The organism is Micromonospora sp. RL09-050-HVF-A (assembly GCF_019374995.1).
GTDB classification, from domain to species: Bacteria; Actinomycetota; Actinomycetes; order Mycobacteriales; family Micromonosporaceae; genus Micromonospora; species Micromonospora antibiotica.
Genome location: NZ_JAGKQP010000002.1, coordinates 19,213 through 42,518 on the forward strand (window position 1 = coordinate 19,213; position 23,306 = coordinate 42,518).

The window sequence follows — 23,306 nt, forward strand, 5'->3', positions numbered from 1 at the left end:
CGTGACCAGACCGGCACCCCTCGCCGGCGTCGGTCGGGTGGCCGGCGCCGCCGCACTCATCGCCGTGCTCACCGTGCTGGCCCGGCTCGCCGGCTTCGGCCGTACCGCCGTTTTCACCTGGGTCGTACAGGACAGCGACCTCGGCGGCATGTACGTGATCGCCAACACCGTCCCCAACATCATCTTCGAGATCGTCGCCGGTGGGGCGCTGGCCAGTCTGGTCGTACCGCTGCTGGCGGGGCCGGTCGCGGCGGGTGACCGGCGGGTGGTGGCCGCCACCACCGGCGCGTTGCTGACCTGGACGGTGACCCTGCTGGTGCCGTTGGCGGCGCTGGTGGCGGTGTTCGCCGACCCGATCGTGGCGGTGATCTCCGACGGGCGGTCCCCGGCGGAGCTGGCCGCCGGGGCACGGATGCTGCGGGTGTTCGCCCCGCAACTGCCGCTCTACGGCATCGGCATCGTGCTCACCGGGGTGCTCCAGGCGCACCGCCGGTTCGCCTGGCCGGTCGTCGCGCCGCTGCTGTCCAGTCTCACCGTCGTCGGGGTCTACGTCGTCTTCGGCGTCACCCAGGGCCGGGACGCGAGCATCGCGCAGGTCAGCCGGGCCGGTGAGCTGATCCTCTCCGGCGGCACCACCGTCGGGGTGGTGGTGTTGTCGCTGTCGCTGTTGGTCCCGCTGCGCCAGCTCGGGCTGACCTGGCGGCCCGGCTACACGTTCCCCGCCGACGCGCGGGCCCGGGTCGGTGGGCTCGCCGTCGCCGGGGCGGTCACCGTCACCGCCCAACAACTCGCCCTGGTGGTCATCCTCAACCGGGTCTCCGGCGGCCCCACCGGCTCCCCGCAGGTCTACAACCTCGCCCAGACCATGTACCTGCTGCCCTGGGCGGTGCTCGCGGTGCCGCTGGCGGTCGCCGCGTACCCCGGCCTGTCCGCCGCCGCCGCGACCGGCGACGAGCAGGGCTACCGGACGACGGTTGCCGCGACCACCCGGGGGGTGCTGCTGTTCAGCTTCCTCGGCGCGGCGGCCCTGGTCGGCACCGCCGAACCGGTCGGCCGGTTCTTCCCGCTCGGCGCGGAACCCACCGCCGCCGCGATCGTCGGGTTCGCCCCCGGACTGGTCGGCTACGGCCTGTTCGCGGTGCTGTCGAGGGCCCTCTACGCCCGGGGGGCCACCCGGGTGGCCACCGCCGCCATCACCACCGGCTGGCTGCTGGTGCCCCTGGTCGCCATGCCACTCGCGGCGCTGCTGCCGCGCGCCGACCGGGTGCTGGCCGTCACCCTGGCGAACTCCGTCGGCATGCTGGTCCTCGGGGCGCTGCTGGTCGGCGCGGTGTCCCGGGCCGCCGGTCGGGCCGCCCTCGCCGGTGCCGGTCGGGCCGCCACCGCCGGCCTGCTGGCCGCGCTGCTGGCCGCCCCGGCCGGTCTGCTCACCGCCCGCCTGCTCGCCGGCGGCGGCACCCCGACGACAGCCGGGGCACTCGTGCAGGGCATGCTGTCCGGGGCCGTGGTCGGCGTGCTGTTCCTCGCCGTCGCCTGGCTGGTGGACCGGCGGGACGTCGGGCCGCTGCTCACCGGCGTACGACGCCGGCTGGGTGGCCGGCGACCGGCGGGTGACCCGCAGGACGGCGTCGCCCGCGACGCCGGTGACGGGAAGGAGACCCTCTCCCCATGACCGACGCGACGTCCGCCCCCGAACCCCGGGGCACGGTGGTGCTGCTGCTCGCCTCCAGCACCGGCGGGGTGGGTCAACACGTCCGCTCGGTGGCCCGGGGGCTCGTCGAGGCCGGCCAGCCGGTGCTGGTCTGCGGCCCGGCCGCCACCGGCGAGCAGTTCGACTTCGCCGCCACCGGGGCCCGGTTCACCCCGGTGGAGATCTCGGCCAACCCGACCCCCGCCGACGCCCGGGCGGTCACCGCGCTGCGCCGGGCGCTGGCCGACACCGACGTCCGGGTGGTGCACGCCCACGGGTTGCGCGCCGGGCTCGTCGGGGCGCTCGCCCGGCCCGCCGTACCACTCGTGGTCACCTGGCACAACGCGGTGCTCGCCGGTGGGCTACGCGGGCGGTTGTCCCGGCTCGCCGAACGGGTGGTCGCGCGGTCCGCCCGGGTCGCCCTGGGGGCTTCGGCGGACCTGGTGGACCGGGCCGCCGCGCTGGGCGCCACCGACGCCCGGCTCGCCCCGGTCGCCGCGCCGGCCCTGCCCGCCCCGCGTCGCCGCCGCGCCGCCGTCCGTGCCGAGTTCGGTGTCACCGCCGGGCAGCCGCTGGTGCTCTCCGTCGGCCGGCTGCACCCGCAGAAACGCTACGACGTGCTCGTCGACGCCGCCGCGCGGTGGCGTACCCGCATCCCGCCACCGGTGGTGGTGATCGCCGGCAGCGGCCCGGCCTACCTGCCGCTGGCCGCCCGGATCTCCGCCGCCCGGGCCCCGGTGACCCTGCTCGGACACCGTACCGACGTGGCTGACCTGCTCGCCGGGGCCGACCTGGCTGTGGTGACCAGCGACTGGGAGGCGCGGCAACTGTTCGCCCAGGAGGCGCTGCGCGCCGGCGTGCCACTGGTGGCGACCGCCGTCGGTGGGCTGCCCGAGCTGGTCGGCGACGGCGCGCTGCTGGTGCCGGCCGGCGACGTCGACGCGGTGGACGCCGCCGTGCGGTCGCTGCTGGACGACCCGGACCTGCGCGCCGACCTGGCCCACCGGGGGGCCGTCCGGGCGGCCGGCTGGCCCACCGAGGCCGACACCGTCGCCGCGCTGCGGGACCTCTACACCGAACTCGACGCCGACGGTCGGCCCGGCCGCACCGGGTCGGCGGTCCCCGGCACCGACACCCCCTCGACGGGACGCGCCTGATGCTGCGCCGATTCACCCCGGTCCTGCTCACCCTGATCGTGGTGGCGCTCGGCGTCACCGCGTTGGCCGCCCGCCCCGAAAGCAGCCCACCCCGACGCACCGCCGACTTCGTGGTCCTCGCCGGGGTGGCCGGGCTGCGCTGGTCCGACGTCGACCCGCAGAGCACCCCGACGCTGTGGCGGATGGCCCAGCAGGGGTCCATCGGTTCGCTGTCGACCCGCTCCGCGCACCGCCCGACCTGCCCGGTGGACGGCTGGCTCACCCTCGGCGCGGGCAGCTACGCCGGCTGGAACGGCAGCCGGCAGCCCGGCGGCTGCCCGCCCGCCGCGGTGACCGTCGAGCAGCCCGACGGCATCGGCGCGAACCTCCCCAACCAGGAGAGCGTGGTCGCCTACAACGCCGACCGGCAACCCTGGGGCGCGGTGCCCGGTTCGCTGTCGGAGTCGGTGCGCTGCTCGGTGGCGGTCGGCCCGGGTGCCGCCGTCGCCGCCGCCCGTCCCTTCGGCCGCGTCGACCGGTACGCCCCGGGACTGCCGGCCGACCCGGCCGGGCTGCTCGGCTCCTGCGTGCTGAGCATCGTCGACCTGGGCACGGTCAGCGGCACCGACCCGGCGGACCGGCGGGCGGACGCCCGGCGTGCCGACGAGGCGTTGGCGAAGGTGCTCGCCGCCCGGCCGCAACGGTCGCTGGTGCTGGTCGCCGGGGTGTCCGACACCGAGACGCCGGCCCGGCTGCACGTCGTCGTCGCCGACGGCCCGGGCTGGGAGAACGGCTGGCTCACCTCCGCCAGCACCGGCCGGGAGGGTTACCTGCAACTGGTCGACCTGGCGCCGACCGCGCTGGTCGCGCTGGGCCGGCCGATGCCGGAGCGGCTCTTCCTCGGCCGTCCCGCGGTGAAGGTCGACGGTCGCCCCGACGACCTGGCCGCCGCGATCAGCGCGCCGGCCGACGCCGACCGGGAGGCCGCCGCCCAGCGGGCCGTGGCCGGCTGGTTCTTCGCCCTGCTCGCCGCCGCCCAGGTCGTGCTGGCCGTCGCGGTGCTGCCGCTGCTGCGCCGGGCCCGCCGCCTCGCCGGCCCGCACAGCCCGCCGCCGGTGTCCCGCCGGATCGTGGCGACCGTGGAGTTGCTGCTGATCGCCGTCGCCCTGGCGGTGCCCGCGGCGTTGCTCGCCGACGCGGTGCCCTGGTGGCGGGGCGACCACGCCGGCGGCTACTTCGCGCTGGTGACGGTCGCGTTGATCGTCGGCGGCACCGCCCTGGTCCGGTTCGCCCCCGGCCACGACCGCACTCTCGGCCCGCTCGGCGCGGTCGCCGGCCTGGCCACCCTGGTGGTCGGCGCGGACGTGCTCAGCGGGGCCCGGTTGCAGCTCAACGGGGTGGTCGGCTACTCCGCGCTGGAGGGCGGCCGGTTCTCCGGCCTCGGCACCGTGGGCCTGGGGGTGTTCCTCGCCGGTTCGTTGCTCAGCGCCGGTTGGCTCGCCCAGCGGGTCCGCCGGCAGTGGCGGCCGATGGTGGTGGTCGCGGTGGGCGGGTCGGCCGTGGTGGTGATCGGCAGCCCCTACCTGGGTGCGGACTCCATCGGCGCGATCGCGTTGACCGCCGGGGTGGCGGTGGCCGCCGCGATCAGCACCGGCGGCTGGCTGACCGTCAGCCGGCTGGTCTGGGCCACCATGGCCGGGTTGGCGTTGACCATCGGCTTCGCGGTGGTGGACCTGCGTCGGCCGGTGGAGGAGCGGGGCGCGTTGGGCCGGTTCCTGACCGCGTTGGGTGAGGGCACCGGCGGGTTGACCGTGCACCGGTCGAGCACGGCGAACTTCCAGACGTTGGTGAACAGCCCGTTGACGGTGCTGGCGGTGGTCGGTCTGCTGCTGGTCTGGTTCGCGCTGCTCCAGCCCTGGGGTGGGCTGATGCGGTTGTTCGGCATCTACCCGGCGATCCGGGCGGCGCTGGCCGGTACGGCCCTGGCGGCGGTCATCGCCGGGCTGCTGGGGGGTGCCGCGCTGGACGTGGCCGGGGCGGCGGCGGCGCTGGTGGTGCCGATGGCGGCGCTGGCCTCGCTGCGGGTGCTCGACCACTCGACCGACCGCACCCTGCCCGGCACGGGTCACCCCGGCCCGGACGGCCCACCCGGTGCGGCCCCGACCGGCGGCACCCCCGACGGTGGGCGGCCCGACGACGGCGGGGAGGCGGCGGCCCGCGAGGGGGACGGCAAGGACCTGCCCACCGCAGCGGTGACGCCGCCCGGCGGTGCCGGGGCGGACGGTCCGCGCGACGGTGACGCCGACGCACCGGACGACACCTCCGGCACCCGACCGGTGGGGCGGGACGCGGCGACGGTGCCGACGGCGCGTACCCCCGGTGCGGTGGGTCCGGCCCGGACCTCGGCGGCGGCCGGCCGGTCCGCCGCCGGGGCGGGATAGCCCGAGGTCGGGTGCGACGCCAGGTGGCCCCGGGGGAGGTGTTACCGTGGAATCCCGTGGATCGCGTGATCACTTGATCGGCACGGCGGTTCGCATGACCGCTACGGACGACACGGGAGCAGGCCTTGGCCCCTTCAGCACGCACGACCCGGCACATCTTCGTCACCGGGGGCGTCGCCTCCTCGCTCGGTAAGGGCCTCACCGCCTCCAGCCTCGGCAATCTGCTCACCGCACGCGGGCTGCGGGTGGTGATGCAGAAGCTCGACCCCTACCTCAACGTCGACCCGGGGACGATGAACCCGTTCCAGCACGGTGAGGTCTTCATCACCGAGGACGGCGCGGAGACCGACCTCGACGTCGGGCACTACGAGCGCTTCCTCGACCGGGACCTGTCGGGCAAGGCCAACGTCACCACCGGCCAGATCTACTCCGACGTGATCGCCAAGGAGCGGCGCGGCGAATACCTCGGCGACACCGTCCAGGTCATCCCGCACATCACCAACGAGATCAAGGCCCGGATCGTCGGCATGGCCGACCCGGACGCCGACGGCCAGATCCCCGACGTGGTGATCACCGAGGTCGGTGGCACCGTCGGCGACATCGAGTCGCTGCCGTTCCTGGAGGCGATCCGGCAGGTACGGCACGACCTGGGCCGGGACAACTGCTTCTACCTGCACGTCTCGCTGGTGCCCTACCTGGCCCCGTCGGGGGAGCTGAAGACCAAGCCGACCCAGCACTCGGTGGCGCAGCTGCGCAACATCGGCATCCAGCCCGACGCCATCGTGCTGCGCTGCGACCGGGAGATCCCGGAGAAACTGAAGCAGAAGCTCTCCCTCTACTGCGACGTGGACGCCGAGGCGGTCGTCGCCGCCCCGGACGCGCCGAGCATCTACGACATCCCCAAGGTGCTGCACCGCGAGGGGCTCGACGCGTACGTGGTGCGCCGGCTCGGCCTGTCCTTCCGCGACGTCGACTGGACCCGGTGGGACGACCTGCTGGAGCGGGTGCACCAGCCGCACCACACGGTCACCGTGGCGGTCGTCGGCAAGTACGTCGACCTGCCCGACGCCTACCTGTCGGTCAGTGAGGCGATCCGGGCCGCCGGGTTCGGCCACCGGGCCCGGGTGCAGCTGCGCTGGGTGCCCAGCGACGACTGCGTCACCCCGGCCGGCGCGGCGTCGGCCCTGTCCGGCGTGGACGGCATCGTCATCCCTGGCGGGTTCGGTGTCCGCGGCATCGAAGGCAAGATCGGGACCGCCCGGTACGCCCGGGAGAACGGGGTGCCGCTGCTCGGGCTCTGCCTCGGCCTGCAGTGCATGACCATCGAGGTGGCCCGTCACCTGGCCGGCCTCGACGCGGCGAACTCCCTCGAATTCGACGAGGAGGCCAAGCACCCGGTCATCGCCACCATGGCCGACCAGGAGGACATCGTCGCCGGTCGGGGTGACCTGGGCGGCACGATGCGGCTCGGGGCGTACCCGGCGACGCTGGCGGAGGGGTCGATCGTCGCCGAGGCGTACGGCGCCACCGAGATCAGCGAACGGCACCGGCACCGTTACGAGGTCAACAACGCCTACCGGGACCAGCTCACCACGGCGGGCCTGCACATCTCCGGCACGTCCCCGGACGGCCGGCTGGTCGAGTTCGTCGAGTTGGACCGCAGCCTGCACCCGTTCTTCGTGGCCACCCAGGCGCACCCGGAGCTGAAGAGCCGTCCGACCCGCCCGCACCCGCTGTTCGCCGGGTTCGTCAAGGCGGCCGTGGCGTACTCGCAGGCCGACCAGTTGCCGGTGGACCTCGACGCGGTGGCCGGGGCGGCGAAGAGCGAGCCGGCGAAGAAGGGTGCGCCGACGCCGAAGAACGCGGCCCGCAACGGCGCGTCGGCGACGGCGTCGTCCGCGTCGTGAGCGCCGTCGAGCACCGCTACGAGCTGCGTTCCCGGGTGCAGCGGTACGCCGGTCGGATCTTCACCGTGGTCACCGACGAGGTGACCATGCCCGGTGGGGGCACCGCCACCCGCGACTACGCCCGGCACGTCGGCGCGGTCGCCGTGGTCGCCCTCGACGACGCCGGTCAGGTGGTGCTGGTGCGGCAGTACCGGCAGCCGGTCGGGCGGCACCTGTGGGAGCTGCCCGCCGGCCTGATGGACGTCGCGGGGGAGGACCTCGCGGTGGCCGCCGGCCGGGAGTTGGCCGAGGAGGCCGACCTGACCGCCGCCCGGTGGGACCTGCTGGTCGACGTGCACACCTCGCCCGGTTTCTCCGACGAGGTGGTCCGGGTGTTCCTCGCCCGGGGCCTGGCCGAGGTGCCCGTCGGTCAGCGGCACGAGCGGCACGACGAGGAGGCCGACCTGCAGATCGTCCGGATCGACCTGGACGAGGCGGTCGGCATGGTGCTGGCCGGGGAGGTCACCAACGGGCCGTGCGTGGCCGGGCTGCTGGCCGCCGCCCGGGCCCGCGACGCCGGCTGGTCGGTGCTGCGCCGGGCCGACACCCCCCTGCACCGCTGATCCGGTACGCCGACAGGGGCCGCCGCGGTACGCCGCGCGGCCCCTGCGCCGTCCCTGCCGCCGGCCGGCGCGGGGCCGGCCGGCGGGCGTGCACCCCACCGGCGTGGTGCGTCGCGCCGACGGGACACGGTGCGTCCGCCGGCGTTCCCGTCCGGCGGGCGGGGCCGCGCGGTGCGACGATGGGGGGTACGCCGAACGGCAGGCCCGCGCGGTATGCCTGACACACCGTCAGGTGGACCGGGCACCGGTTGTCACTGTGCCGTCCGTCGCAGGAGGACGGCCCGCCTAGACTGCCGCCGGCGGGACCGGTGAACCGCGTCGGCAACGGAGCCGGCGGGGCACCGCGCAGTCCGGGGTGCGGCACCCCGGAGAAGGGTGTCTCACGTGAAGGTCGGAATCCCCCGCGAGGTCAAGAACCACGAGTACCGGGTGGCGATCACGCCGGCAGGCGTCAACGAGTTCGTCCGTCACGGTCACCAGGTCTTCGTCGAGGCCGGCGCCGGTGTCGGCTCCAGCCTCACCGACGACGAGTTCGTCGCCGCCGGGGCCACCATCCTCGGCACGGCCGACGAGGTGTGGGACACCGCCGAGCTGGTGCTCAAGGTCAAGGAACCGATCGCCGAGGAGTACCACCGGATGCGCGCCGGGCAGGTGCTCTTCACCTACCTGCACCTGGCCGCCTCCAAGGAGTGCACCGACGCGCTGGTCGACCGGCAGGTCACCGGCATCGCGTACGAGACCGTCGAGCTGCCCGACCGGTCGCTGCCGCTGCTCGCCCCGATGTCCGAGGTGGCCGGTCGGCTCGCCCCGCAGGTCGGCGCGTACCACCTCCAGCGGCAGGGCGGCGGCCGGGGCATCCTGATGGGTGGCGTCTCCGGGGTGTACGCGGCGAAGACCGTGGTCGTCGGCGCGGGCGTGTCCGGCATGAACGCCGCCGCCATCGCGCTGGGCCTACAGGCCGAGGTGCTGCTGCTGGACATGAACGTGGCCCGGTTGCGGCAGGCTGACGCCATCTACCGGGGCCACCTGCAGACGGTCGCCTCCAACGCGTACGAGATCGAGCGGGCGGTGCTCGACGCGGACCTGGTCATCGGCGCGGTCCTCGTCCCGGGCGCGAAGGCCCCCACGTTGATCTCCAACGAGCTGGTGTCCCGGATGAAGCCGGGCAGCGTGCTGGTCGACATCTCCATCGACCAGGGTGGCTGCTTCGAGGACTCCCGCCCGACCACGCACGCCGAACCGACCTACCAGGTGCACGACTCGATCTTCTACTGCGTGGCGAACATGCCCGGCGCGGTGCCGCACACCAGCACGTACGCGCTGACCAACGTCACCCTGCCGTACGCCCTGGAGTTGGCCGACCGGGGCTGGCGTGACGCGCTGCGCCGTGACCCCGCCCTGGCGTCGGGCCTGAACACCCACGACGGTCAGGTGGTCTACGGCCCGGTCGCCGAGGCGCACGGCATGGCCACCCTCCCGCTGGCCGAGGTGCTGGCCTGACCGAGGAGCCGCACGACCCGGCACCCGGCGGCGTGTCCCGCGCGGCCGGGCGAGGGGTGCGTGGGACGGCACCCGACGGGGCCGGGGCGGGTGCGGAACCCGCGCCGGCCCTGCGTCGGGTGGTGCGCGGCTATCTCGACCACCTCACCGTGGAGCGCGGCCTGTCGGCGAACACCCTCACCTCGTACCGTCGGGATCTGGAGCGTTACCTGGGCACCCTGGCCGCCGCCGGGGTGACCGACCTGGCGTCGGTCGGCACCGGGCAGGTCGAGGCGCACCTGGCCCGGCTGCGCGCCGGCGACGACGACCACCCGCCGCTGGCGGTGACCTCGGCGGCGCGGGCCGCCTCCGCCGTGCGCGGGCTGCACCGCTTCGCCGTCCGGGAGGGGTTGGCCGGGGCGGACCCCAGCCGGGACGTCCGCCCGCCGCCCGCGGCCCGCCGGTTGCCCCGGGCGCTGCCGGTCGACGACGTGGCCCGGCTGCTGGAGACCGCCGGCCCGGTCACCGCCACCGGCGACGGGGCGGCGCTGGCCCTGCGTGACCGGGCGCTGCTGGAGTTCCTGTACGGCACCGGCGCGCGGATCTCCGAGGCGGTCGGTGCCGCCGTCGACGACCTGGACGTCGACGAGGGCACCGCCCTGCTGCGCGGCAAGGGCGGCCGGACCCGGCTGGTGCCGATCGGCGGGTACGCCGTCGAGGCGCTGCGGGCCTACCTGGTGCGGGCCCGGCCGGGCCTGGTCGCCCCCGGTCGGGGCACCCCGGCGGTCTTCGTCAACGCCCGGGGCGGGGCGTTGACCCGGCAGGGCGCGTGGACGGTGCTGCGGCGGGCTGCCGGGCGGGCCGGGCTGCCGGTGGACGGACCGCACGCGGTCTCCCCGCACACCCTGCGCCACTCCTACGCCACCCACCTGCTCGACGGCGGCGCGGACGTGCGGGTGGTGCAGGAACTGCTCGGCCACGCCTCGGTGACCACCACCCAGGTGTACACGTTGGTCACGGTGCAACGGCTGCGCGAGGTGTACGCCACGACCCACCCCCGGGCCCGGGACGCGGACCCGCCGTCGGGCCGCTGACCGGCCGCTACGCCCGACACGCCGGACCGGTGCCGAACGCGCTGGTCGTCGGTGGCGTAGAGTCGGCATCGGCGCGGACCTCCTGGAGCGACAACCGGGGTGCGCAGCGGCGCCGCGAAGGACGTCGGACAGCTCCGATGCCGGGTGGTCGTCGGGAGGGGGCAACGAGGACATGGCTGGCAACGGTGATCGTGCCGACGCCTGGACGTCGGAGCTCCGTGAGCAGCAGGCGTCACTCGGCGCCGACCTTGGTCCGGCCGACCCGGCCGCCTACACGATGCGCAAGCCGATCCCCGAGCCGATGCCCACCGACCGGCACGGTCCGGCCCGGATCATCGCGATGGCCAACCAGAAGGGTGGGGTGGGCAAGACCACCACCACCATCAACCTGGGTGCTGCCCTGGCCGAGTACGGCCGCAAGGTGCTGCTTGTCGACTTCGACCCGCAGGGCGCCCTGTCGGTGGGTCTCGGCGTCAACCCGCACAACCTCGACCTGTCGGTCTACAACCTGCTCATGCAGGACGACGTCATGGCCGAGGACGTCCTGATCAAGACGGACGTGGCCGGCCTGCACATCCTGCCCGCCAACATCGACCTCTCCGCCGCCGAGATACAGCTGGTCAACGAGGTCGCCCGGGAGATGGCCCTGGCCCGGGTGCTACGCAACGTGCGCAAGGAGTACGACTACATCCTGATCGACTGCCAGCCCTCGCTGGGCCTGCTGGCGATCAACGCGCTGACCGTCGCGCACGGTGTGCTCATCCCGCTCGAATGCGAGTTCTTCAGCCTGCGCGGGGTGGCGCTGCTGCTGGACACCATCGACAAGGTGCGTGAGCGGCTCAACTTCGACCTGGAACTCGAAGGCATCCTCGCCACCATGTACGACAGCCGCACCACCCACTGCCGGCAGGTGCTCCAGCGGGTGGTCGAGGCGTTCGGCGACAAGGTCTACCAGACCGTCATCACCAAGACGGTGAAGTTCCCCGAGTCCACGGTGGCCGGTGCCCCGATCACGACGCTCGACCCGGCCTCCTCGGGGGCCCGCAACTACCGGCAGTTGGCCCGTGAGGTGATCGCGGCCCAGGCCGACCGGTAGGTCGGGGTGCACCCTCGGGCGTCCCGGACGGCGACGACGTCCGAGACGTGGACTACGGTCGTCCGGTGACCGCGCCACCGCTGGATCCGCCGACGACCCCGCAGCAGCCGCCCGTGCTGGCTGCCGAGGTCGCCGCCGACCTGGCGACCGACCCGGCGGGGGTGCCGCAGGCCGGGCAGAGCGCCGGCTTCACCGTCCGGCTGGCGAACTTCACCGGCCCGTTCGACCTGCTGCTGCAACTGATCAGCAAGCACAAGCTGGACGTCACCGAGGTGGCCCTGCACACCGTCACCGACGAGTTCATCGCCTACATCCGCGCCATGGGCGACGAGTGGGACCTCGACGAGACCAGCGAGTTCCTACTCATCGCCGCCACCCTGCTCGACCTGAAGGCGGCCCGGCTGCTGCCCTCGGCCGAGGTGGAGGACGAGGAGGACCTCGCCCTGCTGGAGGCGCGGGACCTGCTCTTCGCCCGGCTGTTGCAGTACAAGGCGTACAAGGAGGCGGCGGCGCACATCGCCGAACTGGAGGCGGTCGGCGGGCGACGCTACCCCCGCGCGGTCACCCTGGAGGCCCGCTACGCCGACGCCCTGCCCGACCTGGTGCTCGGCGTCGGCCCGGAGCGGCTGCTGCGGCTGGCGGTGCGGGCGATGACCCCGAAGCCGGTGCCCGAGGTGTCCATCGCGCACGTGCACCTGGTCCGGGTCAGCGTCCGGGAGCACGCGACGATCCTCGCCGAACGGCTGCGCCGGGCCGGCATCGCCACCTTCACCCTGCTCTGCGCGGACTGCGAGATCACCCTGGAGGTGGTGGCCCGCTTCCTGGCCCTGCTGGAGCTGTACCGGGAGGGACTGGTGGCCTTTGTCCAGGAGGAGGCCCTGGAGGAGCTGACCGTACGCTGGACCGGCCCCGCCGACGGTGACGCCGATCTGCACGTCGACGAGTACGCCGGCACCCCCGCCGACGCCGACGACACTGGTCCCGCCCCGGGCGGACCCGCCGCCCCGGCGGCTGCCCGGACGGCCCCGCCGGCCCGGGGTCCGCCGGCCCGGGGTCCGCCGGCCCGGGGTCCGCCGGCCCGGGGTCCGCCGGCCCGGGGTCCGCCGGCCCGGGGTCCGCCGGCCCGGCGGGCGAAGCCGCGACGACGCAGGAGACGCGATGAGCGACGAGGAGCGCCAGGACTCCCTGGCCGATCAGGCCGCGGCCTGGATCCCCCCGTGGGAGCGCCCCACCGCCCGGCAGCAGCCCGCGCCCGCCCCGACCGGCCCCGACGGCGAGGCGGACACGGCACCACCCGCCGATCCGGGTGCTCCGCCGACGGAGGCGGTGTCCGCAGGCCCCACCGCCCAAACGGGTCCGGGAGCCGCTGGTGAGCCGGCTGTTCCCGGAGCCCCGGCTGAGCCGGCTGTTCCCGGAGCCCCGGCCGAGCCGGCGACAACGGACGGGACCGGTGCGGGTGGGGTCGGTGCGGTCGGGGCTGGTGTCGGCTCGGGCCCGGACGCCGCCGCGGCGGGGGAGCGGGACCCGGTGGGCGTGCCGAAGCGGCGGCCGGCGGGCCGGCGGCGGGTGACCGTCACGCCGCCACCGGCACCCGAACTCGACGACGCGGAGCTGCGCGGCGCCCTGGAAGCCATCCTGCTCGTGGTCGACGAGCCGGTCAGCGAACTGGTACTCGCCCAGGTGCTGGAACAGTCCCCGGAGCGGATCGGGCCGGTGCTCGACGACATCGCCGCCGGCTACACCGCCGCCGGGCACGGCTTCGAACTGCGCCGGGCGGCCGGGGGCTGGCGGCTCTACACCCGGCCGGAATACGCGGCCCACGTCGAGCGGTTCGTCCTGGACGGGCAGTCGGTACGGTTGACCCAGGCCGCGCTGGAGACGCTAGCGGTGATCGCCTACAAGCAACCGGTGACCCGGGGTCGGGTCTCGGCCATCCGGGGTGTCAACTGCGACGGGGTGCTCCGTACCCTGGTCTCCCGAGGGTTGGTCGAGGAGTGCGGCGCCGAACCGGACAGTGGGGCGTTCCTCTACCGGACCACCACGATGTTCCTGGAGAAGCTGGGCCTGGACTCGGTCGCCGACCTGCCCCCGCTCGCCCCGTTCCTCCCCGACGACGTAGAAGAGCTTGCCGATGCCACGCGATGACCGTTCCCCCAAGCCCGACGCCCCCGTGTACGAAGGTGCCGAACGCCTCCAGAAGGTGCTCGCCGCCGCCGGTGTCGGGTCCCGACGCGCCTGCGAAGATCTGATCTTCCGGCGTCGGGTGACCGTGGACGGCCGGGTCGCCCACCTCGGCGACAAGGTCGACCCCGCCACCGCCGTGATCCACGTCGACGGGGAACGCCTCCAGGCCGACAACCGCCTGGTCTACGTGGCGATGAACAAGCCGCGCGGGGTGGTCACCACCATGTCGGACAACAAGGGCCGCAACGAGTTGGCCGAGTTCATCGGCAACCGGGTCGAGCAGCGGGTCTACCACGTCGGGCGGCTCGACGCCGACAGTGAGGGCCTGCTGCTGCTCACCAACGACGGGACCCTCACCCACAAGCTGATGCACCCGTCGTACCAGGTGCTCAAGACCTACCTGGCCGAGGTGGCCGGGCCGATCCCGCGTAACCTCGGCAAGCGGCTGCTGGCCGGGGTCGAGCTGGAGGACGGGCCGGTGAAGGTCGACTCGTTCAAGGTGGTGGACACCCTGGGTAAAACCGCCCAGGTGGAGCTGAGCCTGCACGAGGGGCGCAAGCACATCGTCCGGCGGCTGCTGGCCGAGGTCGGGCACCCGGTGTCCCGGCTGGTGCGTACCTCGATCGGTCCGATCAAGCTCGGTGACCTGCGCACCGGGCGGATCCGGCGGTTGACCAACGCGGAGGTCGCCGCCCTGTTCAAGGCCGTGGGTGACTGACCGGAGTCGCAGCGGGTAGGTGTGCCGGTAGGCTTCCCCGCGGCCCAACGGGCCGACGGGTGGCGTGCGTCGCCCCCGACGGCGGCGCGCGTGGCCGACCCGCGAGGCGCGGGATGATGGACGACGATGGACGACCGCTCAACGGCACCGGAGGAACCGGTGACCCGCGAGGTACGGGCTGAGGAGGACAACGGTGGAGGAAAACGTACGGGCCGGGCGCTGTGTGGTCGCGGTGGACGGACCGTCCGGTTCGGGTAAGTCCACCGTGTCGCGGCGGCTCGCCGTCGACCTCGGTGCCCGCTACCTGGACACCGGCGCGATGTACCGGGCGATCACCTGGGCGGTGCTGCGCTCCGGCGTCGACCTGGCCGACGCCGCCGCGGTGGGCAAGGTCGCCGCCGAGGTCGAGCTGCGCATCGGCACCGACCCCCGGGGGTACGGCGTGACCGTCGACGGGACGGGTGTCGACCAGGAGATCCGGGGCCCCGAGGTGACCGGCGCGGTCTCCGCGGTGGCCGCCGTGCCGGCGGTGCGGGCGTTGCTCGTGGCCCGGCAGCGGGAGCTGATCGCCCAGGCCGGTCGGATCGTCGTCGAGGGCCGCGACATCGGGGGTGTGGTGGCCCCCGACGCCGACCTGAAGGTCTACCTGACCGCCTCCGAGGCGGCCCGGGCCCGACGCCGCAGCGCCGAGGACGCCGCCGACGTCACGGCGACCGCCGCGGACCTGGCCCGGCGGGACCGGCTCGACTCCACCCGCGCGGTCAACCCGCTGCGGCAGATCGCCGACGCCGTCGAACTGGACACCACCGAGCTGGGCATCGACGAGGTCGTCGCCCAGCTGCGGGAGCTGCTCACCGAGCGGGGCGTGGCATGAGTGACGGATGGGTGGAGCTGCGTGAGCCGGAGGTCACCGTCGAGGAGCCGACCGGCCCGCAGCCCGTGGTGGCCGTGGTCGGTCGCCCGAACGTGGGCAAGTCGACGCTGGTCAACCGGATCATCGGCCGGCGGCAGGCGGTCGTGGAGGACGTCCCCGGGGTGACCCGGGACCGGGTGCCCTACGACGCCCAGTGGAACGGCCGTTCGTTCACGGTGGTGGACACCGGCGGCTGGGAGCCGGACGCGAAGGACCGGGCGGCGGCCATCGCCGCCCAGGCCGAGACGGCGGTGGTCACCGCCGACGTGGTGATCTTCGTGGTCGACGCCATGGTCGGCTCGACCGATGTGGACGAGGCCGCGGTGAAGATGCTGCGGCGCAGCGCCAAACCGGTGATCCTGGTGGCCAACAAGACCGACAACACCGCCATCGAGATGGAGGCGACCGCGCTGTGGTCGTTGGGCCTCGGTGAGCCGTTCCCGGTCTCCGCGCTGCACGGCCGGGGCTCCGGCGAACTCCTCGACGCGATCCTCGACGCGCTGCCCGACGCGCCCAAGATCGTCGAGAACCGGCCGCGCGGCCCCCGCCGGGTGGCGCTGGTCGGCCGGCCCAACGTCGGCAAGTCCAGCCTGCTCAACCGGTTCTCCGGGGAGGAGCGGGCGGTCGTCGACTCGGTCGCCGGCACCACCGTCGACCCGGTGGACAGCCTGGTGGAGATCGGCGGCGAAACCTGGCAGCTGGTCGACACCGCCGGGCTGCGCAAGCGGGTCGGCAAGGCCAGCGGCACCGAGTACTACGCCAGCCTGCGTACCGCCGGGGCCATCGAGGCGGCCGAGGTGGCGGTGGTGCTGCTCGACTCCAGTGAGCCGATCAGCGAGCAGGACCAGCGGATCCTGACCATGGTCGTCGAGGCCGGCCGGGCCCTGGTGATCGCCTTCAACAAGTGGGACCTGGTCGACGCCGACCGCCGGTACTACCTGGACAAGGAGATCGACCGGGAGCTGCGCCGGATCCCCTGGGCGATCCGGCTCAACCTGTCGGCGCAGACCGGCCGGGCCGTCGACAAGCTCGCCCCCGCGCTGCGCAAGGCGTTGGCGAGCTGGGAGACCCGGGTGCCCACGGCACAGCTCAACCAGTGGCTCACCGCCCTGGTCCAGGCCACCCCGCACCCGGTGCGCGGCGGTCGGGCCCCGAAGATCCTCTTCGCCACCCAGGCGGGTGTCTCCCCGCCGAGGTTCGTGCTGTTCACCACCGCGCCGTTGGACGCCGGCTACCAGCGTTTCGTCGAGCGCAAGCTCCGCGAGGAGTTCGGCTTCGAGGGCAGCCCGGTGGAGATTTCGGTACGCCCCCGCAAGAAGCTCGGCCCCGGCGGCCGGGGCAAGGCCCACGGCTGACCCGGCACCTCCAAGGGCTGCCGCTCCCACCCGGGGACGGCAGCCCTCCCGTGCCCCTCCTTTCCTAGGACGCTTTAGAGGTGGTGGCGGTGCGCACCGACGCGGCAGGGGGCTGTGCGCGCGGTGCGAAGATCCTGCGCTAAGCTGTACCGGCTGCCGCAGGGGAAACCAGGCGGAGAGCATCGGGACGTGGCGCAGCTTGGTAGCGCACTTGACTGGGGGTCAAGGGGTCGTCGGTTCGAATCCGGCCGTCCCGACAGACAAAAGCCCTGACCAGCGAAAATGTTGGTCAGGGCTTTGACTTTCATCTATGGAGATTTGAACCTCCTTCGAAGACCCCCCGTTTAGCGGGGGCGGCACGCTCTGGTGCCCGGTGACCAGAGGGGGTCCGTGCGTCCGACGGACGCACACGGACAGCGCAACAGTCGACGAGATGCCGCCGGACACATCGTTGCTGAGCTGCGCAGTCGTCTACCGCAAATGCTGTGGGGGTCGAAAGGGTCGTCGGCCTGCATCAGGCCGTCCGAAGGACAAAAGGCCCGGACCGGCGGAAGCGCTGGTCAGGGTGGCGGTCCAGCCATCGACGTACGGCGGCGAGGTCGATGCGGTTCAGTCCCCTGTGCGGGTCGACGCGGTGCAGGGCGTGCCGATCGCGGGTGAGCAGCGGGAGAACGGCAGGAGTGGATGTTCAGGTGAGGTCGTCGCTCACCTCAACCCACCGGGCGTACGCCTCAACGGCGAGGCGGCGCTACGTGATGTCGAACAGTTGCCTCAGCCTGGCCTCGATCAGGGGTTGACCGGCGGCGGACACGTCGTAGTGGCCGGCTCCTTCGAGGACGGCGAGGTTGATGTCGTTTCCGTTGATCAGCATCTTGTTGACGGTGTCGTAGGTGACCGTGGCCGGGCTGGTGATGTCGTCGGTGCCGTACAGCCAGAGAATCGCCCCCGGTAGCGTCGAGTTCTCCAGCCCGCCCTGGTTCTCCGCGTAGAACCGCTTGTTCTCAGGCAGCGAGTTCGGGGTGTCGCCGCGAACACCGGGGTAGGTGGTCAGCCGGTGTGCCGGCGACGCGTTCAGGTAGTTCTGGATGTCCTGTTTGACCAGGGCGTTCAGATCGTCCAGGCAGGTACGCCAGTTGTCACGGTAGAACCTCAGCATGGTGGGGCCGTAGATCGTGGCGGGGTCGATGTCGTAGCCCGCGTACCGTTCGGTCCTGGTGAAGTAGATGGTCTCCGCGTTGGCGAAGACGAGTTGCTCGATCTGGTGCTCCGTTGGCGGGAGCCCCGATCGTGCAGCCGCCTCGATGTCGTTCCACAGGACCCGGTTCATGGCGGGCACGTCCGGTACCGGGGCGAGGGTGATGGTGCCGCGGTACTCCAGTTCGGGGTCGGCCATGGTGGCCTGGTCGGAGTAGTACGCGGCGGCCAGAGCGGCGAAGCCACCTTCCGACCAGCCCGCCGGCACCCACTGACCCGACAGTCGGTCACCGAGGAGCCGCTGCGCGGCCACCGCGGCGAAGACCATCGAGTTTCCCTCGCTGGACAGCTCGTAGTAGCCGTGCCCCTCCGGGACACCCTCGGCCACCGGGCCGAGTCCCTCGTAGTCCGGGGCGACCACGGCGATGTTCATCTTCAGGATGGACGCCAGCAGGGCCGCGTTCGGCCCGTCGGCCCACCGGCCGTGCTCCTGGAGTTGCACGCTCGGCGCGCACTCCGGAGCCCACCCGACGGTGCCGTGCCCCCACACCACGAGTGGCCACCCGCCGGCCGGTGGTGCCTGCGTGGGCAGGAACAGCATGGCGGTGGCGTTGATCTGGCCGCCCCGGATACCGGGCATGCGGTAGACGACGAGTTGACCGTCGGCCACGTCGGCGATCACCGATGGGACGTTACGCAGCGGCGTGGGGGTGCCGACCACGTCCCCGTCGGCGGCCATCTCGACGGTGCCGGTCGGACCACCGTCAGCACCCCATGCCGGGGCGACGGGGATCAACAACCCCACCAGCAGCACGACGAGCGGGAATCCGCGTCGGACACGACCACGTCGTCCGTGTGATCCGATGGGGCAACTGGTCATCGTGCTCCCGTCGTCGTGAGTTCCCGAGACTGTCCCGGGCAGGGCGTCATGCTCCAACCACCACCGACGTGACCCGTCGCGTCGTCCGAGCGCCACCACAGGGCGCCGGGCAGCCGGGAGCACGTGGCCGTGACGTGTGCCGGGTCGGCAGGCCGGATCCCCGCGACGAGCCTCCGGTTCCGGTGCCTACGGGTCGAGAATAGGCCCGTGCGGTCAGGTCAGAGATGGTTTTCCCGGGCCGGCCCCGGACCGGCGGCGACGACCGGCCCGTCCGACGCCATGACCACTCACCGGGTAGGTGGTCGCCCGACCCCGGCAGCGGGAAGGAAGCCCTACCCGGCCAGTCCTCCGTCACCACGTAGACCTCACCGTCACCGGGTTGACCCGACCTGCCGGCATCATCGGGGCGACCCGCCGCCAGGCCCACCCAGGAGCACGACGGCCCATGGCGTCCTGGCCTTCTCCGGGATCACACCATGGCGGGACCTTCCTGACGAATTCGACATGTGGGAGGGCACCGACTCCTGGTCCCGTCGCTGGACGGCGGACGCACGCCGCTTGACCTGCCACTTGTATTTTGCAAGTATGGCCCGTGTGAGCCTCTTCATCACCTGCCCGGTCGAGAGCGTCGAGCGCGCAACCGCCTTCTACACCGCCCTCGGCTGGACCCTCAACGCCGAGATGTCCGACCACAACGTGTCGTGCTTCGCGATCGCCCCCGAGCAGTACGTCATGCTCGGCAGCCGCGAGATGTACGCGAGCGTCGGCGGAGTCGAAGAGTTGATCGGCGGACCTCGGACGCCCTCGAAGGTCACGGTCTCGTTCGACCTGGGCAGCCGGGAGGCGGTCGACGAACTCGTCGACCGCGCCGGCGCTGCTGGCGGGCGGATCGGTGACACCGACGACTACCCCTTCATGTACCAGCGTCAATTCGACGACCCCGACGGCTACCACTACTCACCGTTTTGGATGAAGACGGACGCCGATCCGACCGCGTGAGCGATCTCGCCGCGGCCCTCGACATCGTCGGAGCACGGTGGGCCCTGCTCATTGTGGAACGGCTGCTCGACGGGCCACAGCGCTACGGCGATCTGCAGCGTGACCTCGGCGTGCCGACAAACATGCTCGCGATACGCCTGCGCGAGCTCGAAGCGGCTGGCGTGCTGATCCGCCTGCCCCTTCGACACAACACCCGGGCCTATGCGCTGACCGACCGCGGGTTCGCCTTGCGCGAGGCGATCGTCGCACTCGGCAACTGGGGCAGACGCGACTCCTGATACGGCACCGCCGTCCGGGATCATGGCTGGTCGTTCACGGGAGGCAGAGTATGCAGGGCACGGTAGGGAGATGACTGCTATCGGAGGCGGTCCGATGGTAAGAGACATGACGCCGCGTCAAGCGGTCGACGTACGGGTGCACCGCTGGCTGACGATCGTGGGGGCGCTCCTCACCGCCGCAGCCCTGCTGCTGTTGTCGCTTCTGCCTGACCCGCCCGCCGAGGCGGTCGCGATGACGGCGTGGGTCGAACGCGGCCACTCATTACTGATGTGGAGCAACGAACTGCTGTTCTTCGCGGTCATCTGCTGGGGAGCCGGTGCGCGCGGTCTATTCAGCGCGGGCCTGGCCGGCCCGTCGGCGTGGATCGACGTGGGAAGGACCGCTCTCACAGTCGCCCTCGTCGCGCTCGTCGTCGTACTGCTCGCGGTGGGGCGTCTGGTCTACCCGGTGTTTGAGATCGACCTGTCAGCCGAGGTCGTAGCCCTGCTCGTCAGCTCGACGTTCGGCGCCCTGCACGTGGCGTTCCTGGGTTTCGCCGTTGCTGCGGTGACGCTCGGCTGGTCGACACGCGCCGGACTGGCCGGGCGAGCTGTCGGCATCGTTGCCGCAGCCGCATTCGTCGTGGGCTCCTTCCCCTGGTTGACACCGAACTGGTGGAACTCACTGGTTCCGGTGCTGCTCGCCGCGTGGGGTGTCTTTCTCGCCCGCGTAACCCGCACCGAGAATTCCGGCGACGCTACGGAGAAGGCGGGTACCACTGTCTAGCGCATCAGCCGTCGCGAGACCCTGACGGGAATCCGGGATGGAGGCGGCGTGTAGTGGGCTCGTCGGGCTCGAGCTTGCGGAATCGCGTCAACCCGACCAGTGCAGACGGTGGGTGGCGTCGTTGGTCGGACGGATGACGCACGCGTGATCAGGTGGCGGACCTCATTGACCGTGGGTGTGATCAGCCTGGTGTCGGCCGGGTCGTCGTCGGTGGCGTCGTGACTACGACGCCGTCGACCTGCAACCCCGTCGATCTGCCACCCGGTGTCCAGATCAGCCTTGGCCACTTATCGCGGAACGCCCCTGGTCGGCGAGGTCGATGGTCACCTCGGACAGGGGCTGGGCGACACACGTCAGGGTGTAGCCGGCGGCCCGCTGCTGCGGGGTGAGACAGTTCGGCTCGCTCAACACGACGTCGCCGCGGCGAAGCCGCACGACGCACTCGCCGCAGGTGCCGACGGTGCAGGAGAACGGCAGGTCGATCCCGGCGGCGAGACCCGCGTCGAGCAGACTCTGACCGGGTTCGACCGTCCCCGCGCCGACGGGCTGCCCGGCCGCTTCCACGGTCATCGGCTGGGGCGTCGTGGTCGCGATCGTGGTGCCGGCACCCGAGGTGTACGTCTCGTGGTGCACCCGCGCGTCCGGCACGCCGAGGCTCGCGAGCACCTTCCGTACGGTGCTCATGAGCGCCTCGGGGCCGCAGACGTAGTAGCGGGCGTCTGCGGCCGGCGTACGGCCGGTGAACCAGTCCACCAGGCGGTCCGCGTCGAGGCGGCCGTCCCGTCTGGTCAGGACGTGGGTGACGGACAACCGGTCCGGGTGCTCCGCGGCCAACCGGTCGAGGTCGGCGGCGAAGATGACCTCGTCGGCGTCCCGGCTGCTGTGGAGCAGCGCGATCCGGTCGTGGCCGGCCCGGTCGGCGAGCCGCGTACGGATCATGCTCATCATCGGCGTCACACCGCTGCCGGCGGCGACGAGCAGTATTTCGGTCGGTGGCTCGGTCTCGGTGTGGAACGTCCCGGACGGGCCGTGCAGGCCCAGGAGGTCCCCGACGCGCAGCATCCGGTGCACGTGGCTGGAGAGCCGCCCTCCCTCGACATGCTTGACGGTGACCTCCAGCCGCGTCGTCCCCGGCGCGGACGAGGCCGAATAGGCCCGCCGGACCGGTCGGCCGTCGACCTCGACGACGAGCGTGAAGTACTGACCGGGCCGGAACGCGAAGTGGTCGGGCCGTCCGGCGGCGTCTTCGAGGACGATCGTGACGGTGCTCGGCGTCTCCCGGCGCATCTCCACGATGCGCACCTCCCGCAGCGGACTTCCGGCCCGGTCGCCGTCGGTCCGTCGCCCGTCCGCGATGTCGGCGTAGCCCTCCTTACGCAGCGCGGAGCGGTAGGCGCGGCGCATCACCACCCGCAGCGCCCGCGACAGCCCCGGGATCGCGCCGATGACCCTGAACAGTGCCGCAGGCGGCCCGCCCGGCGCGTCCGCCGAGTTCGTGGCGAGGTGCTCCAACGCGATCATGGTGAGATCCGGCGCGGCACTGCGGTCGAGGTGTGCGCCGGGATGCCACAGCCGGGCCCGGGCCACCGCGTCGTTGCCGGTCACCTCGGCGTGTTCGACGTCGATGACGAGCGCCGCGTGCGGTGCCAGCCCGCGCAGCGCGAGGGTCCGTAGCAGTGCCGGGTCGTCGGTTACCACGCCGCGCCCGCGTACGTGCAGCACCCCGCTGCGGCCGGGCACGAGCGCGGCGAAGGCGAGCCGCTCATCCTGCAGCAGGTTGTGTAGCGTGTCGGCGCGTTTGTTGCCCCTGCGGTCCGGGAGCACGAGCGTCCGACCGTCGAGGATCCGGACCACCGTTCCCCGGTCGCCTCGGGGACTGGTGTCGCTGCCACCCTCGGTGTCCCAGCTCGACAGTGCGAGGAACGGCGCTGCGGCGAGGAACTCGGCCACACCGGGTGCCCCCAGCGGCTCGTCGAGGGCGATCTGCGGGGCCGACGCGGTCTGCTGGGTGGGTGGCTGCCACAGGCCGGACCGGAGGATGGCCTGCGCGCAGTGGACCCACGCCTGCCTGATCACCACCGTGGTCCGTGCTCGCCGCTGGGAGGTGACCGTGCCGTTGACACGCAGGACCTCGCCGACTCCAGGCAGCAGGAAGAACATCGACGTCGGCCCGGGGGAGGCGTCGGCCTCGGGGAGGGCGGACGAGATCCGCGTGGGGGACTGGACGTGGGCGAACCCGGCGACGCCACCGACGAACGTCGTCCGGCTCGTGCCGCGCTGCGCCGCCGCATGCCGGGTGTGTCCCAGAAGATGCTCACCCACACCCTGCGTCAACTCGAAGGCGCCGGCCTCGCCCGCCGCTGGGTGGAACCCACGAGTCCGCCCGCCGTGCACTACTCGTTGACAGCGCTCGGCGACACGCTCGTCGGTCCGTTGCGCGAGCTCAAACGCTGGGCCGAGCTGAACATGGGTGCGATCGATGCGCTGCGTACGGCTGCGGTCAAGGCCCGTCACGACCAGTAGGCAAGGAGGGCGGGCGGATCCTGTCACGGGGTGATGGTCGAGACCCGCGTA

The 23,306-nt window shown here is 72.9% G+C and carries 18 protein-coding genes, 1 tRNA gene and 1 pseudogene; 18 read left to right on the forward strand and 2 right to left on the reverse strand.

Annotated features, from left to right (window positions below):
• The first annotated feature begins 1 nt into the window (after nt 1).
• The 14 genes and pseudogenes from murJ (at nt 2) to J7462_RS00445 (ending at nt 16,872) form a co-directional block, all read left to right on the forward strand.
• Nucleotides 2-1,672: a murein biosynthesis integral membrane protein MurJ gene (murJ, locus tag J7462_RS00380; RefSeq protein WP_219460085.1), complete on the forward strand. Its 1,671-nt coding sequence runs from the start codon at nt 2-4 to the stop codon at nt 1,670-1,672.
• Nucleotides 1,669-2,847: a glycosyltransferase family 4 protein gene (locus J7462_RS00385; RefSeq protein WP_219460088.1), complete on the forward strand. Its 1,179-nt coding sequence runs from the start codon at nt 1,669-1,671 to the stop codon at nt 2,845-2,847. The genes murJ and J7462_RS00385 overlap by 4 nt, the downstream gene beginning before the upstream one ends.
• Nucleotides 2,847-5,267, forward strand: a complete 2,421-nt coding sequence (locus tag J7462_RS00390) for a hypothetical protein (protein ID WP_255597528.1) — start codon at nt 2,847-2,849, stop codon at nt 5,265-5,267. The genes J7462_RS00385 and J7462_RS00390 overlap by 1 nt, the downstream gene beginning before the upstream one ends.
• A gap of 125 nt (nt 5,268-5,392) precedes the next feature.
• A complete protein-coding gene (locus J7462_RS00395; RefSeq protein WP_219460092.1) occupies nt 5,393-7,174 on the forward strand; it encodes a CTP synthase in 1,782 nt (593 codons plus the stop codon).
• A complete protein-coding gene (locus J7462_RS00400; protein ID WP_219460096.1) occupies nt 7,171-7,776 on the forward strand; it encodes an NUDIX hydrolase in 606 nt (201 codons plus the stop codon). Before J7462_RS00395 ends, J7462_RS00400 begins: the two co-directional genes overlap by 4 nt.
• A 384-nt stretch (nt 7,777-8,160) precedes the next feature.
• A complete protein-coding gene (gene ald, locus J7462_RS00405) occupies nt 8,161-9,276 on the forward strand; it encodes an alanine dehydrogenase (RefSeq protein ID WP_208566868.1) in 1,116 nt (371 codons plus the stop codon).
• Nucleotides 9,277-9,332: 56 nt separating this feature from the next.
• Nucleotides 9,333-10,349 carry a site-specific tyrosine recombinase XerD gene (locus J7462_RS00410; RefSeq protein ID WP_219460098.1) on the forward strand — a complete coding sequence of 339 codons (1,017 nt, stop codon included), beginning with the start codon at nt 9,333-9,335 and terminating at the stop codon, nt 10,347-10,349.
• Nucleotides 10,350-10,521: 172 nt separating this feature from the next.
• Nucleotides 10,522-11,445, forward strand: coding sequence for a ParA family protein (locus tag J7462_RS00415; protein WP_067315071.1), 924 nt, complete (start codon nt 10,522-10,524; stop codon nt 11,443-11,445).
• 65 nt (nt 11,446-11,510) lie between these two features.
• Nucleotides 11,511-12,554: pseudogene (locus tag J7462_RS33100) on the forward strand (segregation/condensation protein A); the annotation flags it as partial.
• A 49-nt stretch (nt 12,555-12,603) separates the two neighbouring features.
• Entirely contained in the window at nt 12,604-13,590 is a 987-nt protein-coding gene (scpB, locus tag J7462_RS00425; RefSeq protein WP_219460101.1) for an SMC-Scp complex subunit ScpB, read from the forward strand.
• On the forward strand, nt 13,577-14,347 hold the full coding sequence (locus J7462_RS00430; RefSeq protein ID WP_208566872.1) for a pseudouridine synthase: 771 nt from the start codon (nt 13,577-13,579) through the stop codon (nt 14,345-14,347). The genes scpB and J7462_RS00430 overlap by 14 nt, the downstream gene beginning before the upstream one ends.
• Before the next feature lie 193 nt (nt 14,348-14,540).
• A complete protein-coding gene (gene cmk, locus J7462_RS00435) occupies nt 14,541-15,221 on the forward strand; it encodes a (d)CMP kinase (protein ID WP_208566873.1) in 681 nt (226 codons plus the stop codon).
• Entirely contained in the window at nt 15,218-16,615 is a 1,398-nt protein-coding gene (der, locus tag J7462_RS00440) for a ribosome biogenesis GTPase Der (protein WP_091254560.1), read from the forward strand. Before cmk ends, der begins: the two co-directional genes overlap by 4 nt.
• Before the next feature lie 183 nt (nt 16,616-16,798).
• Nucleotides 16,799-16,872 (forward strand) — tRNA-Pro (locus J7462_RS00445).
• Nucleotides 16,873-17,363: 491 nt separating this feature from the next.
• Here J7462_RS00445 and J7462_RS00450 read toward each other — a convergent pair.
• Complete coding sequence (locus J7462_RS00450; protein ID WP_219460104.1) at nt 17,364-18,614, reverse strand: lipase family protein; 1,251 nt, start codon at nt 18,612-18,614, stop codon at nt 17,364-17,366.
• Nucleotides 18,615-19,274: 660 nt separating this feature from the next.
• On the opposite strand from J7462_RS00450, the gene J7462_RS00455 reads away from it, so the two are divergent.
• The 3 genes from J7462_RS00455 to J7462_RS00465 all read left to right on the forward strand — a co-directional run bounded on the left by J7462_RS00455 (nt 19,275) and on the right by J7462_RS00465 (nt 20,732).
• On the forward strand, nt 19,275-19,688 hold the full coding sequence (locus tag J7462_RS00455) for a VOC family protein (protein ID WP_255597529.1): 414 nt from the start codon (nt 19,275-19,277) through the stop codon (nt 19,686-19,688).
• Complete coding sequence (locus J7462_RS00460) at nt 19,685-19,966, forward strand: helix-turn-helix domain-containing protein (RefSeq protein ID WP_208570228.1); 282 nt, start codon at nt 19,685-19,687, stop codon at nt 19,964-19,966. Before J7462_RS00455 ends, J7462_RS00460 begins: the two co-directional genes overlap by 4 nt.
• A 106-nt stretch (nt 19,967-20,072) precedes the next feature.
• A complete protein-coding gene (locus J7462_RS00465) occupies nt 20,073-20,732 on the forward strand; it encodes a hypothetical protein (protein WP_219460107.1) in 660 nt (219 codons plus the stop codon).
• A 273-nt stretch (nt 20,733-21,005) separates the two neighbouring features.
• Here J7462_RS00465 and J7462_RS00470 read toward each other — a convergent pair whose 3' ends face one another.
• Nucleotides 21,006-23,054 (reverse strand): 2Fe-2S iron-sulfur cluster-binding protein, encoded by a 2,049-nt coding sequence (locus J7462_RS00470; RefSeq protein ID WP_308290670.1) that lies wholly within the window; start codon nt 23,052-23,054, stop codon nt 21,006-21,008.
• Between J7462_RS00470 and J7462_RS00475 the strand changes: the two genes are divergently transcribed.
• Entirely contained in the window at nt 23,031-23,255 is a 225-nt protein-coding gene (locus J7462_RS00475) for a helix-turn-helix domain-containing protein (protein WP_308290672.1), read from the forward strand. The genes J7462_RS00470 and J7462_RS00475 overlap by 24 nt on opposite strands.
• Nucleotides 23,256-23,306 lie beyond the last annotated feature (51 nt).